The sequence below is a fragment of the [Micrococcus luteus] ATCC 49442 genome (assembly GCF_010367585.1).
Lineage (GTDB): Bacteria > Actinomycetota > Actinomycetes > Actinomycetales > Micrococcaceae > Arthrobacter > Arthrobacter luteus_A.
This window is the reverse complement of sequence record NZ_JAAAXP010000001.1, coordinates 2,352,074-2,369,546: the sequence shown is the minus strand read 5'-3', so window position 1 is coordinate 2,369,546 and position 17,473 is coordinate 2,352,074. Positions and strand designations below refer to the sequence as shown.

The window sequence follows — 17,473 nt, the reverse complement described above, 5'->3', positions numbered from 1 at the left end:
CACACATAGACGAACGCCGGCGCATGCCCCAGCCGGCGGCACAGCCACAGATGAGGTTACTTCCGTGAATCCAACCAAGGCAGGAACCGGGCTCGAGCTCGGGGTCCTCAGCGATGCCGAGTTCGAGACCTTCTCGCTCAACCATCCCCAAAACAACTTCATCCAGTCCGTCGGGTTCGTCCGGTTCCAGCGCGCCCGCGGCCAGGTAGTGGAACTGTTCGGTGTCAGGCGCGACGGTGAACTCGTGGCCGCCGGCAAACTGAACTACACCACCAACCGGTTCGGCTACAAAGTGTGCGAGTGCGCCAAAGGCCCCCTCATGGACTACACGGACGCCGCCTTGGTGCGTGACGTCGTCGGGCTACTCAAAGAGCGCGCAGCGGCCCGCAAGGCCGCAGAACTGCGGATCTCCCCGAACCTGCCGTACATCGCCCGCGATGAGGACGGCGCCGAGCACCCCGAGATAACGGACAACAGGCCGCTGGTGTCCGAGCTGGCGCGCCTGGGCTTTGAACACCAGGGCTCGGAGATGGACTTCGTCAATGTGAACTGGATGTTCGTCAAAACGCTCGAAGGCATCAAGGACTCTGAAGAGCTCATCATGAGCACCAGCTACCGGACCCGCAAGGCCATCCGCAAGGCAGAGAAGAACGGTGTGTTCCTGGAACAGGCCACGCTCGAGACGCTGGATGAGTTCTACAACGCCCTCAGCACCGCCGGGAACGAGAAGGGGTTCGTCTACCGGGAGCGCGAATACTACGAACAGCTCCTGCGGACCACGACACCCGAGTTCACCAAGCTCATGATGGCCAAGATCGACATTCCCGCGTACCGGAAATCGATCACAGAGCGCCTGGAAGCCGAATCGGCGGCCGCTGCCGAGCTGCGGCGTGAGGTCGAGGAAACCGGCAGCAAAAAGAAGGCCAACCGGCTCAAGGTGGTCCAGGACCTCGTGGACAGCTACGAACGCAGCCTGAAGGACATTGAGCGGTTCCCGGACTCGGTGGGTGTGGCCACCGTGGCAGCCATCCACTTCGTCTGCTTCGGCGACGAGGTGGTGTGCGTGATCGGCGGGACCGTCCAGGACTACATCTACTTCAACGGCGCCACCTCCCTGTATTGGGGCATGATGATCCACGGCCTGGAGAAGGGATATGCCCGGTACAACTTCTACGGCACCTTCGGTATCGAGGGGCAGGACGAAGAAGGACACGGCGGGTACCAGTTCAAGAAGGGCTTCGGCGGCGAGGTGGTCCAGCTGGTGGGCAACTTCGTGACCCCGGTGCGGCCGCTCCCGTTCCAGGCCAACCGCCTGGCCCGCGCCGCCGTGGCAGCGGCCCGGACAGTACTCGGCAAACTGCCGCTGAAGCGGCAGGCATAACACCAATCCACCAAAGCGCAGAGGGAGGCGGACCAACGTGAACAAACGTCCCGAGAATTACCGCGGCAAGCCTCATACAGACGGCCTGCCCAAGACAGAGCCGCTCTCGCCCTCCCAGCTCGGCCACGATGCTGCGGCCAAACGGATGCTGCGGCGCCTGGTCCAGGGGGAGAACCCGCCGACGGCGCCAATGAGCATCGTGGACAGGCTCGCCGGGAGCCCCTACGCCAACCCCATGATCCAGGTGGGCGGGGTGGACACCTCCGCCCGGAAAACCCTGGACTTTGCCCTGCACCTCGCCGAGACCATGTTCCGGTACGGGGCGGGCGCGCTGGAGGTGGAGACGAGCATTATTGCCGTGACCGCGGCGCTGGGGTTGAAAAACATCGAGGTGGATATCACCAACCAGTCGGTGGCCATCAACTACGCCCCGAAGGACCAGCCACCGATTGCGCTGCTTCGGGTGGTGCGGTCCTGGACCAACAACTACGCCGGACTGGCCAAGGTACACCGGCTGGTGACCGACATCGTGGCCGGGGGAGTGGGCCGCGACGAGGCCGTCCGCCGGCTCGACGAGGCCATCACCAGCCCCAAGCCGTTCCCGCGCTGGATGGTCACCATGGCCTTCGGCGTGTTTGCCGCGGTCTTTGTGGGCGTCCTGGGCGGCGGCCCGGCGTCCTCGGCCATTGCTTTTGTGGCCAACCTTGGCGTCAGCCTACTCGCCCGGCAGCTGGGCCGGTGGCGGGTGCCGGACTTCTTTACGACGGCGGCCTGCGCCTTCGCGGTCACCCTCACCGCGCTGCTGTTGTGGCGCTTCGGCCTGACCAATGCGCCGGCCATCGTTGTAGTGGGCGGCATCCTCCTGCTCCTGCCCACAGGGCGCCTTGTCTCCTCCGTCCAGGACGCCATTAACGGATTCCCCGTCACGGCAGCCGGCCGGTTCCTTTCCACGTTGCTGACTTTCGGCGCGATTGTGGCCGGCATCGCGGTGGCCTTCGTGGTGGGGTCGATGATCGGCATGCAGGCGATCGACGTCACGCAGACGTTCCCCCCGGCTTACGACCTGTGGGTCCTGGTGATCTTCATCGCCGTTGCCGTGATGGCCATTGGCATCACGGAGCAGACCTCGTGGGATCTGCTGCTGCCCACCGCGGGTGTGGGGGTGGTGGGCTACTTTGTCCTGCTGGGTGCAGGATCGCTTGGCATCGGCGACCGGTTCTCACCGGCACTCGCCGCCGTGGTCATCGGCCTGCTGGCACGGGTGGTGGCACTGAAGATGGGCGCCCCGCAGCTGGTGGTGGCTGTTCCGGCGGCACTGATCCTGCTGCCCGGCCTGACCATTTTCCGCTCGATGTACGTCCTGACCATCGAGGAATCAGAAATCCTGCTGGGGGCCGGCGGCATGCTCAACGCCGGCGCCATTGTCCTCGCTACCGCGGCCGGGATTGTCCTCGGCGACACCCTGGCGCGGCCGCTGACGCGCAGCCTGGCGAGCAACGAGCGGCGGCGCGCCCGGCGGCGGTGATGCTTTAGATCTTCCCTACGGGGAGCTTCTTCTCCGCCTGGAAATCGTCCTCCACCCGGCCCTGGGCCCAGTAACCGGACAGCGATACCTGGCTCCGCTGAAGGCCCCGCTGGACAAAGAGCACATCGCGCAGCGCCTTCATGTAGCCGCGCTCGCCATGGGCAAAAACATCAACGCGTCCTGCCGGCCACTCGGCGTCAGCCACTGCCGACACCAGGAGGTTGCCGGAGCCGGTGGGAATGCCGTTGCGGCGGAGCCACGTGACCTGCACACCGTCCGGGGCGCCGATTGGCTGGACATCGGCATCGCTGTCCACCTCGACGAACGCAAGGCCCTGTGCTTCCGCGGGCAGTGATTCGATGGCTGCCGCGATTGCCGGAAGGGCGGCCTCGTCCCCGGCGAAGAGATACCAGTCTGCCTCCGGCGACGGGTTGTAGGCACCGCCCGGACCGGTGAACGTGAAGGTGTCGCCGGGCTTGGCTGCGGCGGCCCACGGCCCGGCCAGTCCCTCGTCCCCGTGAATCACAAAGTCGATGGCCAGTTCCTGGGCTGCGGTATCCACCCAGCGGACCGTGTAGGTGCGGGTAAAGGGCCACTGCGCCCGGGGCATGGTCTCCCGGATGGTCCACAGGTCCAGGGGCAGGGCATACTCCACACCCGGCTGCGGGAACACAATTTTTACGTAGCGGTCCACGAAGCTGTTGTTCTCATAGGCGGCAAAGCCCGGGCCGCCGGCCACGATCCTGACCATGTGGGGCGAGATTTCTTCCCGCCGGATCACGGTGAGGTCAATCTGGGGACGTGTCTTCTTTGTTGCGCTCGTGGCGGCCGGGACTGTGCTCATAAGGCAAGCCTAAGCTAGACAACCGGGGGCAGTTCCCAGGTTACGCCGGACGAGCCCTGCTCCCGCAGCAGCTCATTGATGGTGCTGAACGGCCTGGAGCCGAAGAAACCGCGCGACGCCGACAAGGGACTCGGGTGCGCGCTGGAAACCACGGCCACGCCGGACAGCAGCGGCCGGACACTCTCCGCATCCTTGCCCCAGAGCACGGCCACGAGTGGCGGCCTGCCGCCGTCGGCGGTCCGGCGGTTGGCCACCGCAGTGACTGCCGCCGTCGTAACGGCTTCCCAGCCCTTGCCCCGGTGCGAACCGGCGGCACCGGCCCGGACGCTCATGACCCGGTTCAGCAGGAGGACGCCCTGGCCCGCCCACGCGGACAGGTCGCCGTGGACGCGGGCGGGAATACCCAGATCAGACTCGAGCTCACGGTAGATATTGGCCAGGCTCCGGGGGATGGGGCGGGTCCGCGCGTCAACGGCGAAGGACAGGCCGATTGCGTGACCGGGCGTCGGGTAGGGGTCCTGGCCCACGATCAGGACCTTGACCTCCGCCAGCGGCTGCCTGAAGGCGCGGAGAACGTTCGACGGCGAGGGCAGGACGTTGTGCCCCGCCGCGACTTCTTGTGCCAGGAACGCAAGCACTCTCCGGAGCTCGGGCTCAACCGTCACCAGGGCGGCGGCCCAGTCCGGGGCCATCAGCTCAGGCAGCGGCATTTCGGCAAGCCCGGCGTACGACGCGGCATCCGCCGGCTCCGCCTCCAGCTCGAACAGGGCATCGGATTCAAACACGGTCCCATTCTCGCAGGGTTGACGGCCGGGAATGCCTGCCGAGGTGGGGAAAGCAACAGCGCCGCAAATGACAAGCATGTTATTCACGCCGTAGCATGGGATGAGATTTCCAAACCAAACCAGCGAAGGGATGTGCCGTGGCGGAGCCTGCTCGGGAACACGTGCCGGAGCCCGCAGAACGGAAACCGGTGCTGGCGGATTTCACCCTCCGTGACTCCCCGTTGAGCGAGCGGGACCAGCAGATGCTGGCCCTCGAACGGCAGTGGTGGAAGTACGCCGGGGCCAAGGAACAAGCCGTCAGGGAGCTCTTCGACCTGTCGGCCACGCACTATTACCAGTTGCTGAATGCCCTCATTGATTCCGAGGCGGCCCTGGCCCACGACCCCATGCTGGTCAAGAGATTGCGTAGACTACGTACGTCGCGTCACCGGGCGCGCACTGCACGCCGCCTGGGTTCCGACGCCTGACTAACCTCGTGCTGAGCCATCAGCAGCAATCACCAAGGATGTCTCTGCACCATGACCAAATACGCTCGGGATGAATTCGACAAGGTTCCGGAGGCCGCCTCAAGGCAAGGCGTCCACCGCGCAGCCTCGGCACCTGTCCGGCACCGGCTCTGGCCCATCCTTTCCGTAGGGATCGCCGCGCTGGCGATCGGCCTGGTCTCGTTCCTTATCCTCCCCAAACTCGGCATTACCCAGGCCGGAACTGAGCTGTCCACCAGCCTGGGGTCGTCCACTTCCCAAGAGGCCGGCACAGCTCCTTCGGCCAGCCCTGGTGCTTCGCCAAGTCCGGATCCTTCCCCGGATTCGCAGCCTTCGGAGGGCCCGGTAACCGGGTCTGAAGCGTCTGCCTCGCCGTCCGCCACCGAATCCTCGGCTGCTGTCCTGAACAAAGCCCAGGGCGTTGCCGTGTACAACGCGGCAGGCACGGCCGGGCTCGCCGGACGCGTCAGTTCAGTGCTCCAGAACGACGGCTGGACGCTGGGGCCGGTGGGCAACTGGGCCGGTGCGCCGCAGCAGGGCTCCGTGATCTTCTACTCCGGTGCCGCGCAGCAGGCCAACGCCGAGGCCCTCGCCGCCCTGCTGGGCATTCCCGCGCTGGTCAACAGCCAGGAATTCCAGGTTCCCCTGGTCGTGGTTCTGGGGCCCGGATACCGCTGACCCCTCCGGGGTTACGCGTGGATAACATTCAGCACCGCAGCAGCCGTGTGACTCGGCCCCCGCGACGGCTTGTGGCTAGAGTGATTTCAGGCGACGGTCCACAAGCAGGTCCGTAAAAACGCGGCACACAGCGGAGTGGATCGTCGGGACGACGGAAAGAGTGGACATCATGGCACTGGGAACCGTGAAGTGGTTCAACGCCGAAAAAGGCTATGGCTTCATCACCGTGGACGGCTCGGGGGATGACGTTTTTGTGCACTGGTCTGCCATTGACGGCGAAGGCTACCGGGCCCTCGAAGAAGGCCAGCGTGTGCAGCTCGAAGTTGGCGAAGGCGAGAAAGGCCCGCAGGCCGAAAGCGTCCGGCCCGCGCAGTGATCGTCAGCAGACAGACTTCCACGGCCTTCCGGACACTCACGGCAGCAGCCCTGCTGCTGGCATTGGCCGGCTGCGGTGGCGCCGCGGGAGGCAACGCGCGGCTGGACACCGTGGAGGCCTCCGGTGACGGCGCCCTGCGGATCGGCCTGATCCAGGACAGTACGGGAGAGCAGAGCTTCCTCAACGATTCACAGCGGGCCGCCGCCGAGCTTGCCATCAAGGACATCAACGCAGCCGGGGGCCACAAGGGAAAGCCCGTGGAATTGATCATCGGAGCCGGAGACGGCGCCGGGTCCCAAGCCAGGAACCTCGCCGAAGCCAACGCCGACGTGGTGATCGGGCCCACCGATTCCAGCCAGGCAGCAACTGCCATCGACGTCCTCTCCGCGGACAGGATTCCGCTGATTTCGCCAGCGAACGCCGCCTCCGCGCTGAGTGCCTATAAAAGCGGCGGTTACTATTTCCGGACCGCCGCCGCTGACATCGCCCAGGCATCAGTGCTGGTCAAGCTCGCCAAGGACGGCGGAGCGAAGAGTATTTCCGTTGTCCACCAGGACAGCGCCTATGGCAAGGACGTTTCCGCAGCGGTAGCCAGTGCCGCGACCGCCGCGGGCCTGAAGACCGTGAGCACCTCCGCATTCGCACCGGGCGCCGCGGGGCCGGCAGCCGCTGCCGCGCAAGCGGCAAAGCCGGACGCCGTTGTGCTGATCGCGCGGGACGACGCCCAGGGCGCGCTCGCCGAACTCAACAATGCCGGGCTTTCCGGCACCAAACTCATCCTCAGCGACGGCGCCTTTGCCCAGTACGGGCAGGGGCTGGGATCAAAGGCCTTGGATGGTGCCCGTGCCGTGGTGCCGGGTGTGTTTGCGTCGGCAGCGTTCCAGGCCCGGCTGCTGGCAGTTGATCCGGCGTTGAAGGATCTGTCGTTCGCGGCTGAGGCTTACGACGCCGTGAATCTGGCGGCCCTGGCGGCGGCGGCGGCCGGGGATGACGCAGGACGCTCCATCGCAGCCAACCTGATCGGCGTATCGGGAGGCAAGGCCGGCGCCACGTCCGGGGCGGCAGGCGGGCAGGGCGGCACGCCGTGCCTGACGTACGCCGACTGCCTGGCGGCCCTGAAGTCCGGGGCGACGGTGAATTACGACGGCGAATCCGGGCCGGTTGCCTTCGACTCGCAGGGAGACATCACCACGGCAAACTTCATGGTGTTTACGTATGGAGCGGATAACCGGGCCGTACTCACCGGACGTGAGGCGGCAGGACGGTCAACGGCCTGATCGCCAGCGGCGAACGGCGGCCGCCGGATAGGCGGTTCCGGCCTTCAGTCGCTTGCACTCTCATCTAGGGAGTGCTAATTATTGAGTTAGCACTCCTACGTACCGACTGCTAAAGCAACGTCCGGTTTTCGCCGGCTCCGGAGCTTGGTGCCGGTCGTGGAGCGAGAGAAATACCTAGCTGGAGTGAGATCCCCAGCCGCGGCATACAGAGGCCGCCGGTGAAGGATCGTCCGTCGCGGGCACTGCAGTGAGGTTCATTCTTAACGACTGTCCCGAAAGGACTACTGCCGTTATGGCCAAGATCATTGCATTTGATGAAGAGGCACGCCGCGGTCTTGAGCGGGGCCTGAACATCCTCGCCGACGCCGTCAAGGTCACCCTCGGCCCGCGTGGACGCAACGTCGTCCTCGAAAAGAAGTGGGGCGCCCCCACGATCACCAACGATGGTGTTTCCATCGCCAAGGAGATCGAGCTCGACGACCCTTACGAAAAGATCGGTGCCGAGCTGGTCAAGGAAGTTGCCAAGAAGACGGATGACGTCGCTGGCGACGGTACCACCACGGCAACCGTGCTGGCCCAGGCCCTGGTGAAGGAAGGCCTGCGCAACGTTGCGGCCGGCGCTGACCCGCTGTCCCTCAAGCGCGGCATCGAGAAGGCCGTAGAGGCCGTCACCGTTGAGCTGCTGGCTTCCGCCAAGGAAATCGAAACCAAGGAAGAGATCGCGGCCACCGCCTCCATCTCCGCCGGTGACGACGAAATCGGCGCCCTGATCGCCGAAGCCCTGGACAAGGTGGGCAAGGAAGGCGTCATCACGGTCGAGGAGTCCAACACCTTCGGCCTGGAGCTGGAACTCACCGAAGGCATGCGCTTCGACAAGGGTTACATCTCCGCTTACTTCGTGACGGACACCGAGCGCCAGGAAACGGTCCTTGAGGACCCGTACATCCTGATCGTCAACTCCAAGATCTCCAACGTCAAGGAGCTGGTTGCTGTCCTCGAAAAGGTCATGCAGTCCAACAAGCCGCTGCTGATCATTGCCGAAGACATCGAGGGCGAGGCTCTGGCCACCCTGATCGTCAACAAGATCCGCGGCACCTTCAAGTCGGTTGCCGTCAAGGCTCCGGGCTTCGGCGACCGCCGCAAGGCCCAGCTGGCCGACATCGCTGTTCTCACCGGTGGCCAGGTCATCGCCGAGGAAGTGGGCCTCAAGCTGGAGACCGCCGGCCTGGAACTCCTGGGACGCGCCCGCAAGGTTGTTGTCACCAAGGACGAGACCACCATCGTTGAAGGTGCCGGCGACGCCGACCAGATCGCTGGCCGCGTGTCCCAGATCCGTGCCGAGATCGAAAACTCCGATTCCGACTACGACCGCGAGAAGCTGCAGGAGCGCCTGGCCAAGCTGGCCGGCGGCGTTGCAGTCATCAAGGCCGGTGCCGCAACCGAAGTTGAGCTCAAGGAACGCAAGCACCGCATTGAGGACGCCGTCCGCAACGCCAAGGCTGCAGTTGAAGAAGGCATCGTCGCCGGTGGCGGCGTTGCACTGATCCAGGCCGGCGCCAAGGCGTTCGCCAACCTGCAGCTCCAGGGCGACGAGGCAACGGGCGCCAACATCGTCCGCGTTGCCATCGACGCTCCGCTGAAGCAGATCGCCTTCAACGCCGGCCTCGAGCCCGGCGTTGTGGTGGACAAGGTCCGCGGCCTGCCCGCAGGCCACGGCCTGAACGCAGCAACCGGCGAATACGTCGACCTGCTGGCTGCCGGCATCAACGACCCCGTCAAGGTGACCCGCTCTGCACTGCAGAACGCGGCTTCCATTGCCGGTCTGTTCCTCACCACCGAGGCCGTTGTGGCCGACAAGCCGGAGAAGAACGCTCCGGCCATGGGTGGCGGCGACGACATGGGCGGCATGGGCGGCTTCTAGTCCCCAGGCTTTCCCAGGCACAACGCACGACGGCGGTCCTCACCTTTGGTGGGGGCCGCCGTCGGCGGTTAACGGCTGAGGACACCGTCGGCGTCAGCCCCAAACGCCAAAGGGTGGACTTCTGCCGGCGCCAAGGGGTGACCACTGCCGGCGTCAAGGCGCGCACCGGAATTCTGGCAGGATGGAAAGGTGACGATTACAGCAGCAGCCGACGGTTCGGCTTTAGGAAACCCAGGGCCGGCCGGCTGGGCCTGGTATGTGAACGACGACTGCTGGCGGGCAGGGGGATGGCCGCACGGCACCAACAACCAGGGTGAGCTGATGGCTGTCCTTGACCTGTTCCGGGCCACCGCCCACATGCCGGAGGAAGACCTGCGGGTCCTCTGCGACAGCCAGTACGTCATCAACTCCATCACCAAGTGGATGCCGGGCTGGAAACGGAAGGGCTGGCGGAAAGCCGACGGCAAGCCCGTCCTGAATGTTGAGCTCCTCAAGGAACTGGACCGGGAACTTGCCGGCCGCAAATACAGTTTCGAATGGGTCAAGGGCCATGCCGGCCACGACCTGAACGAAGCGGCGGACGTGCGCGCCCGTGCCGCCGCCACCGCGTACCAGCAGGGCGTCGCTGCGCGGTCCGGCCCCGGTTTCGCCGGCGCGCCGGAACCCGGTGCTGCGGCCGGTGCTGCGGCAAACTCCGCCGCGTCTGCCACGGGCGGCGCAGGCGCAGGTACGGCTGTCCGCACCGCAGCCCGTTCGGCCGTTCCCGCTTCCGCCTCAACTCCTGTGTCTGCGTCTGAGCCTGCGTCGGCGCCTGCAGCCGCGTCTGGCACCGGTGAAGACTTTGCGGGACAGGGCCTGTTCGGACGAGGCGATACCCAACAAAGCCTGTTCGGACAGGCGGCGTTCGAGGAGCCGGACCTGTTCAGCGAGCTGGAAACTGAGGTTTTCCCAGCGGCCGAGGGTTCAGGCACGGAAACCATCCCGGAGGTGATCGTCGAGGCCCTCGAACGTGAACTGGCGTTGCCGGACACCAGGAGCGACATTGGCCGCACAGGTGTTCTCCTGCATCGCGACTTTATGGAAATTGGCAGTTCGGGCCGGGTCTGGACCCGGGACGCCATGATGATGGCGCTCGAGGAGGACCCTGGACACCACACCGAGCTGGAAATCCTCGGCGCGGACCGCATCGGCGCCGGCGCGGTCCTGCTGACGTACCGAAGCTACTCGCGCTCGGGCACAGTCCTCCGGAGCTCCCTCTGGGTCCTGGACGGCGGCAGGTGGCGCCTCCGGTTCCACCAGGGGACACCCGAGGCCTGACGGCCCGGCCGGAGCAAGAGGGTCAGCTGAAGCGCTGCGTGTTGCCCTGCTCGGCCTGGGCGTACGTGTTTGCTGCAGAAGCCAGAGCCATGTTGATAGACGCCAGCGACGCCTCAACCTTGCCTTGGGTCAGGGTCCACTCGGTGACGAGGGCCTGGAAATTGTTGGCGGCAGAGCCACGCCAGGTGGCCTGAAGTTCGTCCAGACCCCGCTTCATGGCGTGGACGTCGGAGCTGATCCGGTCCACTGTTGCCTGGACGTTCGCCGACTTGAGTTGGAGAAGTTCGGTATCGACGGAAATGATGCTCATGGCTGATGCCTCTCGATGAAGTGGGGCAGCTGCCGCTGCCCGCCCGGCTGCTCCGGGCCACTGCTACGAGCCTATGGAGGGGCGCGGAGGGCACGCCACGGGCAATAGCTATATGTGGATAACTTGGCCGTCGCCCGGGCCGCCGGAGGCGTTTCCGGCCGTACTGCCGGCGATCGCCGCATCGAGGTTGTCTGCCGTCTCGTCCCGGACAGGAAGACCGACTACGAGGGTGGCACCGCCGCCGTCGGTCTTTTCCACCCTGACGGCCCCTCCGTGCGCGCCCACGATGGCGGCCACGATCGCGAGCCCCAGCCCGCTGCCGCCGGTCTCACGGGTACGGGAGGTGTCGGCCCGGTAGAAGCGCTCAAAAACCTTCGCTGCGTCTTCTTCGGAGATGCCCGGGCCGTGGTCCCGGACCTCAATCACTGCGAGGGCTTGCCCGCCCCCGGACCGGCGCACTCCCACGGCGAGCTCAATCGGGCTGCCCTCCGGGGTGTAGCGCAGCACATTGCCCAGCAGGTTCCCCACCACCTGGCGAAGCTTTGCTTCGTCGCCGAGCACGGGGGCGGGACCGGCCGGTCCGCCGTCGAGGCCAACAAGGGAAACGGTGCGTGAGCGGTCACTCGCACGGGTGTCCACTACGGCGTCGTGGGCGATCAGCTGCAGGTCAACAGGTTTCTTCTGGAGGGGACGCTGTTCGTCGAGGCGTGCCAGCAGCAGGAGGTCCTCCACCATGGAGCCCATCCGCTTGGCTTCGCTTTCGATCCGCCCCATGGCAGTGGCCACGTCCTCATCGGTAGCCAGCGCCCCGTGGCGGTAGAGCTCGGAGAAGCCCCTGATGGTCACCAGCGGAGTTCGCAGTTCGTGAGAGGCGTCGGCGGCGAAGCGCCGCATTTTGGCCTCGGACGCGGTGCGGGCGGCGAATGCCGTTTCGATGTGGGCCAGCATGGCGTTCAGGGAGTTCCCAAGGCGTCCCACCTCGGTATAGGAGTTTTCGATCTCCACGCGCCGGGAGAGGTCACCGGCAGCAATGGCTGCGGCGGTTTTCTCCACCCTGGCAAGCGGCCGGAAGGACCGCGAAACAGTCCAGCTGGCTATCAGGGAAGCGAGCAGCAGCGTGAGCAGGCCGGCGCCGCAGATCACCAGGGTGGCGTGCTTGAGGACATCGTCCACGCTCTGCAATGGCAGGCCAATGACCACCACGGCCAGACGTCCGCTGTTGAGGACCGTCACGGCTACGACGCGCCAGTTCTGGCCGTCCGTGCCCCGGACCTGGTAGGGCTTGCCGTCCCGCCGCTGGGCCTCGTCCACGGAGATGCTGCTGATGTCCGGACGGATTTCGGCGTCCCCGCCGAACGGATACGGCTCCTCGCCCGGCGTGAAAAGGGTGAGCGAGTAATCGGTGGGGACGGGGCTTGGCGCCTGCAGCGGCGTAAAGGAACGTTGCTTGCCTGCAATGCTGACGGCGGCATACAGCTTGTTGTCCACCTGGCCCACCAGGTAGCTGTGCAGCAGCGTCAAGGTGCCTGTCCCGGTGGCGGTCAGGGCAACAATCAGCAGCGCCATGATGATGGCGACGAGCTGGGACCTCAGGGAGGCCGATTTCCACCGCTGCAGCAAGGTCAGCGCTTCTCTGCCGTCCGGAGCACGTAGCCCACGCCGCGCTTGGTCTGGATCAGCGCCGGAGCGTCCGGGTCAATGTCCACTTTGCGGCGCAGGTAGGAAATGTAGGACTCCACAATCGAGGCGTCGCCGTTGAAGTTGTACTCCCAGACGTGGTCCAGGATCTGAGATTTCGAGAGCACCCGGTTGGGGTTCAGCATGAGGTACCGCAGGAGCTTGAACTCGGTGGGGGAGAGCTCGATGACCGTACCGCCGCGGCGCACCTCATGGGCGTCGTCGTCGAGCTCCAGGTCATCAACGCGGATCACGGCGTCATCGTCGAGCAGCGGCTGGGTGCGGCGGAGGACGGCCCGGATGCGGGCCACCACCTCGTCCAAACTGAAAGGTTTGGTGACGTAGTCGTCCCCGCCGACGGTGAGGCCGGTGACTTTGTCCTCGGTATCGTCCTTGGCGGTCAGGAACAGGACCGGGAAGTGCTTGCCGGAAGCCCGGAGCTTCCGCGTGACGGTGAAGCCGTCCATATCCGGCAGCATGACGTCCAGGACGGCGAGGTCCGGTGCGTGCAGTTCAGCTGCGGCCAGGGCGTCCCGCCCGTTGGCAGCCGAGACCACCTCGAAACCGGCGAAGCGAAGGGACGTGGACAGCAGTTCGCGGATGTTCGGTTCATCATCAACAACGAGCAGCTTGGCTTCTGGACCGGTCTTCTTCATACTCACATCATGCTCCCGGAATCTGGGAGTTTTCTGGATGGAAGGTGTGTGTTCTGTGTGGCCCGGGAAAGTCCGTGTCCGGCGGCTTACGCGGCCTCCACGTCCTTGGCGTCCATAATCCGGTAGGCGTAGCCCTGCTCAGCCAGGAAGCGCTGCCTCTTGGCCGCGAAATCCTGGTCCAGGGTATCCCTGGCCACTAGCGAGTAGAACCGTGCAGCCCGGCCGTCCTTCTTGGGACGGAGCAGCCGGCCCAGCCGCTGCGCCTCTTCCTGGCGGGAGCCGAACGAGCCCGATACCTGAATGGCCACCGAGGCCTCCGGCAAGTCAATGGAGAAGTTGGCCACCTTGGACACCACCAGCGTGTGCACCTCACCGGCGCGGAAGGCATCAAAGAGTTTCTGGCGTTCCTTGACGGAGGTGTCGCCTTTGATGACGGGGGCTTTGAGGCGCTCGCCGATCTCGTCCAGCTGGTCGATGTACTGACCGATCACCAGCAGTTGCTCTCCTGAGTGCCTGGCAACAAGCTGTTCCACGAGCAGTGTCTTGGACTCCGAGGTCGAGCACAGCCGGTACTTGTCCGCGTCCTCGGCCATCGCGTAGGCCACGCGCTCGTCCCGGGGAAGGTCAACACGGACCTCCACGCAGTCGGCGGGCGCGATGTAGCCCTGTGATTCGATGTCCTTCCAGGGCGCGTCGTAGCGTTTGGGCCCGATCAGGCTGAAGACCTCGCCTTCCCGCCCGTCTTCGCGGACCAGCGTGGCAGTCAGGCCCAAACGACGGCGGGCCTGCAGGTCCGCGGTCATCCGGAAGATCGGGGCGGGCAGCAGGTGCACCTCGTCGTAGATGATCAGGCCCCAGTCGTGGCCGTCCACCAGCTCCAGGTGGGGGTAGAGGCCGCCGCGCTTGGTGGTCAGCACCTGGTACGTGGCGATGGTGACGGGCCGGACCTCCTTGACCGCACCCGAGTACTCGCCGATCTCATCCTCTGTGAGGGAGGTGCGCTTGAGCAGTTCATCCTTCCACTGCCGGGCAGCCACCGTATTCGTCACCAGGATGAGCGTCGTGGTGGAACTGGTGGCCATGGCCGCAGCGCCCACCAGCGTTTTCCCCGCCCCACAGGGCAGCACCACCACGCCGCTGCCGCCGGCCCAGAAGTTCTCCGTGGCCAGCTGCTGGTAAGGGCGAAGCTTCCAGCCGTCCTCGTTCAGGGCGATAAGGTGCGGGGTGCCGTCCACGTAGCCGGCCAGATCCTCGGCCGGCCAGCCGATCTTGAGGAGCAGTTGCTTGAGCTGGCCGCGCTGGGAGGAGTGGACCACAATGGTTTCGCCGTCAATCCGCGGCCCCAGCAGGGGCTGGATCTTCTTCGCGCGGATGACTTCCTCCAGCACCGGGTAATCGTCAGTGCGCATTACCAGACCGTGCTGAGGATCCTTTTCGAGGCGGAGCCGGCCGTACCGGGACATGGTCTCTTCGACGTCGATCAGCAGCGAATGCGGGACCGGGAACCGGGAGTACTTGAGCAGGGTGTCCAGCACTTTTTCCGCGTCCAGTCCTGCGGCGCGCGCATTCCACAGGCCCAGCGGCGTCAGCCGATAGCTGTGCATGTGTTCGGGGGCGCGTTCCAGCTCGGCGAAGGGAGCGATGGCATGCCGTGCCTCGGTTGCGAGCTCATGGTCCACTTCGAGCAGGATGGTTTTGTCGCTCTGGACAATCAGAGGGCCGTGGTTCACGTGGGGGAGTCCTTCACTGGCGCAGGTCGTCTGCGGCTTCGACATCGATGATGCGGTGGATCGAGAGCACGCGCTCCGTCTCCTTGGCCGGATCGAAAACCCGGACCCGGCCACCGCCTACGGAGAGGGGAACAACTGTCTCCAGGCTGGAATTCCCCTGGCTGTCCACCACGTTCATGCTGACGGGCTGCTTGAGCCGGATGGCCCGCTGCAGGGTCTCCAGGCCGAGCTGGGTTGCCGCTTCGCCGGAGCCGGAGCCTGGTGCGGTATGCGGATGGCTGCCGTTGGACTCGGCCCGGCGGTGGCGCAGGACGGCAAGCTGGGCGTCGATGTCCTCCGCGGCGGGCGCAGTCCGCGGGGCCGTGTAGACCGGCCGGACGCTGCCGGGAGCGCTGGTGGTGCGTCGGAGCCGAACGACGGCGGGCTGGGAGTCTTCCACGGAGGGGGAGAGGCCGAGGCCGCGCAGGACCTGGGCCGTTTCGCGCGGCGGGGCGGTGGAAATCAGGACTGTGGGTGCGATGCGGGCCAGCCCCAGGCTGGCCGCCCTGGTTTCCGCGGCCAGTTCCAGCACCGCGGCTTCGTCGTCGCTCTGGATAAAGCTGGCGGCTGTACCCACCCGGAGCCTGCCGTGCCTGGCGGCGGTGTCTTCCACCAGGTATTCCAAGGGCTGGGGGACGGCGGTGGCCGAATGTTCACGCAGGAAGCCCAGGAGGCTGGACGCATCGTGACCCGCATCCAACGCGCGCCTGATGGAGTTTGTCGAGAACCGGTAGATGGTGGCAGGCCCCTGGCCCTCGGCGTCGGACATCAGCAGCAGCTTCTCGCTCAGCTCCGGTGTCAGGTACCCGGGGGCGACAGCGGTGAGGTCCGCCTGGAGCAGGACGTGGTTAAGGGCGGCAGGCAGGTGCTCGCCCAGGATGCCGAGGGCTTCTTCTGGCTTGTCGTCGGCGATGGCGCTGCCAAGCTGGCTCAGCGCTCCAGAGCCGGTCAGGCCCAGCAGCTCCGCTTCGGCCAGCACGCCTTTGATCAGGGAGCTGAAGCGTCGCGCCATCCGTGGCTGGGCCCATTCGGCCCGCTGCAGCACGGCTGCCGCGTCCAGGACCGGGGCAGTGCCATCCATTGCACCGGCCTCGCGGGTAAGCTCGTCCAGGATTTCCAGGATCCGCTTCCTGACCACCGGCGCGTCCGGCCGCTGGGCCTCGGCAGAGAGGGCGTTGATCGCGGTCCCGGCCAGCGCCCTGTGCGCGGCGGAAGCGCCGGTGGTCCCGGTAACGGGCTGGCCCACCAGCGAGGGCACGCGCTCGCTCGCGAGCCAGGCGTTGACCAGCCACAGCCATTGTTCCTGCCGGGTGAGGGCGAGCCACTCCAGCTGCGGCGGCTGAACCCACGAGGATGAGTCCACATCCAGGCGCAGCAGGCCGGAGAGTGCGCTGAGCTCCGCCAGCAGGCCGGCCAGGTGCTGGTCGATGCGCAGCGTTTCGGCCAGCCGCTTCATTTCGCGGACACCGACGCCGCCGCTGCGCAGCGTCACGAGCGGCTGTTCCCGGACGGCGTGCAGGAGCTCGCCCACCAGCCGCAGGGTCTCGGCGATCGCGCCAAGCGCTGCGTTCCGGCGCAGCGCAGCGGTGGTGCTGCCCAGTTCCGGAACCGGCGGCGAAAGGGTGAAATCGTTGATGATGGCGCCGCCGCGCAGGGACAGCCCCACACTGTGCGGCAGTTCCACGTGGGCTGCATCCAGCGGGACGAGGAGCCCCCTGGCCAGCAGCCAGTCAACAGGCCCGACGGCGGCGCCCTGGTGTGTAACGGACGCTTTTCGTTGTGCCTGGGGGACGGCACCCATGGCCCAGTTGCGGAATTTGGCGAGCAGCGCCGTCGTACGCTCCGGGGCTCCGGCGAGGGCCTGGTTGAGGGCCTCGGGCGAAGACGTCCAATGCTGCAGCGCAAGCGCTGCCTCCATGGGGGTGGTGGCTTCTTGGATGGCGACGCCGCTGCGGTGAAGCTCGGCAACCAGTTGGACTGCCCGCTGCGCGAACGCCGGCTGGAGCCTGACCAGTTCGGTGTAGCTGCGCCCCAGACCGGCGGGGTAGATGCCCACCACGTCCTTGAGGCATCCCACCGGCAGGTAGTACCGCTGCCGGTGCCCCGGGGCAACAGTGCCGTGCGGCGGCTCTGCCCGGTGGACCAGGGCCAGTTCCTGCAGGGAGGCCAGGATGCGTTCGACGGCCGCCTGTGTGGAGCCGGCTATCAGCTTGCGGACTCCCGCAGCCGAGGCGCTGTGTTCGGTGTCCGGGTTGGTGCACAGGTACAGCGTCTCCAGCACCTGCATCTGGGGCCGGTTGAGGCGTTCCAACGCCCGCTGGACGCTGACCCTGGCGCTTGCCCTGGCCGCCAGTGCGGCAAAGTCCGGCACCGCGGGGGACATCAGATCCGGCCGCGCCGCAAAGAGTGCCCGCAACGAGTCATCGCTGCGGGCTTCCAGTTCTTTACTGAGCGCGCGGATAAGGGACATCA

General features: G+C 66.1%; 15 protein-coding genes. 8 read left to right on the top strand and 7 right to left on the bottom strand.

Translation table 11 applies throughout. The features are described from left to right. Positions 1 to 64 precede the first annotated feature (64 nt). Together GUV69_RS10670 and GUV69_RS10665 are read left to right on the top strand one after the other, a co-directional pair. Positions 65 to 1,381, top strand: coding sequence for a peptidoglycan bridge formation glycyltransferase FemA/FemB family protein (locus tag GUV69_RS10670; RefSeq protein WP_164202172.1), 1,317 nt, complete (start codon positions 65 to 67; stop codon positions 1,379 to 1,381). 145 nt (positions 1,382 to 1,526) lie between these two features. Continuing rightward, the gene (locus GUV69_RS10665; protein ID WP_373458774.1) at positions 1,527 to 2,906 is read left to right on the top strand and encodes a threonine/serine exporter family protein; all 1,380 of its coding nucleotides are present in this window, start codon (positions 1,527 to 1,529) and stop codon (positions 2,904 to 2,906) included. Between the two features lie 4 nt (positions 2,907 to 2,910). Here the strand turns inward: GUV69_RS10665 and GUV69_RS10660 are convergent, their stop codons facing one another. Next, positions 2,911 to 3,750 carry a siderophore-interacting protein gene (locus tag GUV69_RS10660; protein ID WP_164202168.1) on the bottom strand — a complete coding sequence of 280 codons (840 nt, stop codon included), beginning with the start codon at positions 3,748 to 3,750 and terminating at the stop codon, positions 2,911 to 2,913. Positions 3,751 to 3,764: 14 nt separating this feature from the next. After that, positions 3,765 to 4,535, bottom strand: coding sequence for a uracil-DNA glycosylase (locus GUV69_RS10655; protein WP_244292694.1), 771 nt, complete (start codon positions 4,533 to 4,535; stop codon positions 3,765 to 3,767). 137 nt (positions 4,536 to 4,672) lie between these two features. Between GUV69_RS10655 and GUV69_RS10650 the strand changes: the two genes are divergently transcribed. The 6 genes from GUV69_RS10650 to GUV69_RS10625 all read left to right on the top strand — a co-directional run bounded on the left by GUV69_RS10650 (position 4,673) and on the right by GUV69_RS10625 (position 10,589). Then, a complete protein-coding gene (locus GUV69_RS10650) occupies positions 4,673 to 5,002 on the top strand; it encodes a DUF3263 domain-containing protein (RefSeq protein ID WP_164202166.1) in 330 nt (109 codons plus the stop codon). Between the two features lie 51 nt (positions 5,003 to 5,053). After that, positions 5,054 to 5,698: a LytR C-terminal domain-containing protein gene (locus tag GUV69_RS10645; protein WP_164202164.1), complete on the top strand. Its 645-nt coding sequence runs from the start codon at positions 5,054 to 5,056 to the stop codon at positions 5,696 to 5,698. Between the two features lie 169 nt (positions 5,699 to 5,867). Further along, positions 5,868 to 6,074: a cold-shock protein gene (locus GUV69_RS10640; RefSeq protein ID WP_164202162.1), complete on the top strand. Its 207-nt coding sequence runs from the start codon at positions 5,868 to 5,870 to the stop codon at positions 6,072 to 6,074. Further along, positions 6,071 to 7,351, top strand: coding sequence for an ABC transporter substrate-binding protein (locus GUV69_RS10635; RefSeq protein ID WP_244292693.1), 1,281 nt, complete (start codon positions 6,071 to 6,073; stop codon positions 7,349 to 7,351). The genes GUV69_RS10640 and GUV69_RS10635 overlap by 4 nt, the downstream gene beginning before the upstream one ends. Before the next feature lie 292 nt (positions 7,352 to 7,643). Beyond that, entirely contained in the window at positions 7,644 to 9,272 is a 1,629-nt protein-coding gene (gene groL, locus GUV69_RS10630) for a chaperonin GroEL (RefSeq protein WP_164202160.1), read from the top strand. Between the two features lie 189 nt (positions 9,273 to 9,461). Then, complete coding sequence (locus tag GUV69_RS10625; protein WP_164202158.1) at positions 9,462 to 10,589, top strand: ribonuclease HI family protein; 1,128 nt, start codon at positions 9,462 to 9,464, stop codon at positions 10,587 to 10,589. A 22-nt stretch (positions 10,590 to 10,611) separates the two neighbouring features. On the opposite strand, the gene GUV69_RS10620 is transcribed toward GUV69_RS10625, so the two are convergent. From GUV69_RS10620 to GUV69_RS10600, 5 genes are all read right to left on the bottom strand, one after another. Further along, a complete protein-coding gene (locus GUV69_RS10620) occupies positions 10,612 to 10,899 on the bottom strand; it encodes a WXG100 family type VII secretion target (protein ID WP_164202156.1) in 288 nt (95 codons plus the stop codon). Between the two features lie 108 nt (positions 10,900 to 11,007). Next, positions 11,008 to 12,519 carry a sensor histidine kinase gene (locus tag GUV69_RS10615; protein WP_167525090.1) on the bottom strand — a complete coding sequence of 504 codons (1,512 nt, stop codon included), beginning with the start codon at positions 12,517 to 12,519 and terminating at the stop codon, positions 11,008 to 11,010. Positions 12,520 to 12,521: 2 nt separating this feature from the next. Next, on the bottom strand, positions 12,522 to 13,232 hold the full coding sequence (locus tag GUV69_RS10610; protein ID WP_058929981.1) for a response regulator transcription factor: 711 nt from the start codon (positions 13,230 to 13,232) through the stop codon (positions 12,522 to 12,524). A gap of 86 nt (positions 13,233 to 13,318) precedes the next feature. Then, complete coding sequence (locus GUV69_RS10605; protein WP_164202155.1) at positions 13,319 to 14,962, bottom strand: DNA repair helicase XPB; 1,644 nt, start codon at positions 14,960 to 14,962, stop codon at positions 13,319 to 13,321. Positions 14,963 to 14,975: 13 nt separating this feature from the next. Continuing rightward, entirely contained in the window at positions 14,976 to 17,471 is a 2,496-nt protein-coding gene (locus GUV69_RS10600; RefSeq protein ID WP_164202153.1) for a helicase-associated domain-containing protein, read from the bottom strand. Between the last annotated feature and the right edge of the window lie 2 nt (positions 17,472 to 17,473).

Bases quoted from the DNA above. Each gene is read 5' to 3' on its own strand.
- GUV69_RS10620 (WP_164202156.1), bottom strand. From the start codon at position 10,899: ATGAGCATCATTTCCGTCGATACCGAACTTCTCCAACTCAAGTCGGCG.
- GUV69_RS10640 (WP_164202162.1), top strand. From the start codon at position 5,868: ATGGCACTGGGAACCGTGAAGTGGTTCAACGCCGAAAAAGGCTATGGC.
- GUV69_RS10645 (WP_164202164.1), top strand. From the start codon at position 5,054: ATGACCAAATACGCTCGGGATGAATTCGACAAGGTTCCGGAGGCCGCC.
- GUV69_RS10600 (WP_164202153.1), bottom strand. From the start codon at position 17,471: ATGTCCCTTATCCGCGCGCTCAGTAAAGAACTGGAAGCCCGCAGCGAT.
- GUV69_RS10660 (WP_164202168.1), bottom strand. From the start codon at position 3,750: ATGAGCACAGTCCCGGCCGCCACGAGCGCAACAAAGAAGACACGTCCC.
- GUV69_RS10610 (WP_058929981.1), bottom strand. From the start codon at position 13,232: ATGAAGAAGACCGGTCCAGAAGCCAAGCTGCTCGTTGTTGATGATGAA.
- GUV69_RS10665 (WP_373458774.1), top strand. From the start codon at position 1,527: ATGCTGCGGCGCCTGGTCCAGGGGGAGAACCCGCCGACGGCGCCAATG.
- groL (WP_164202160.1), top strand. From the start codon at position 7,644: ATGGCCAAGATCATTGCATTTGATGAAGAGGCACGCCGCGGTCTTGAG.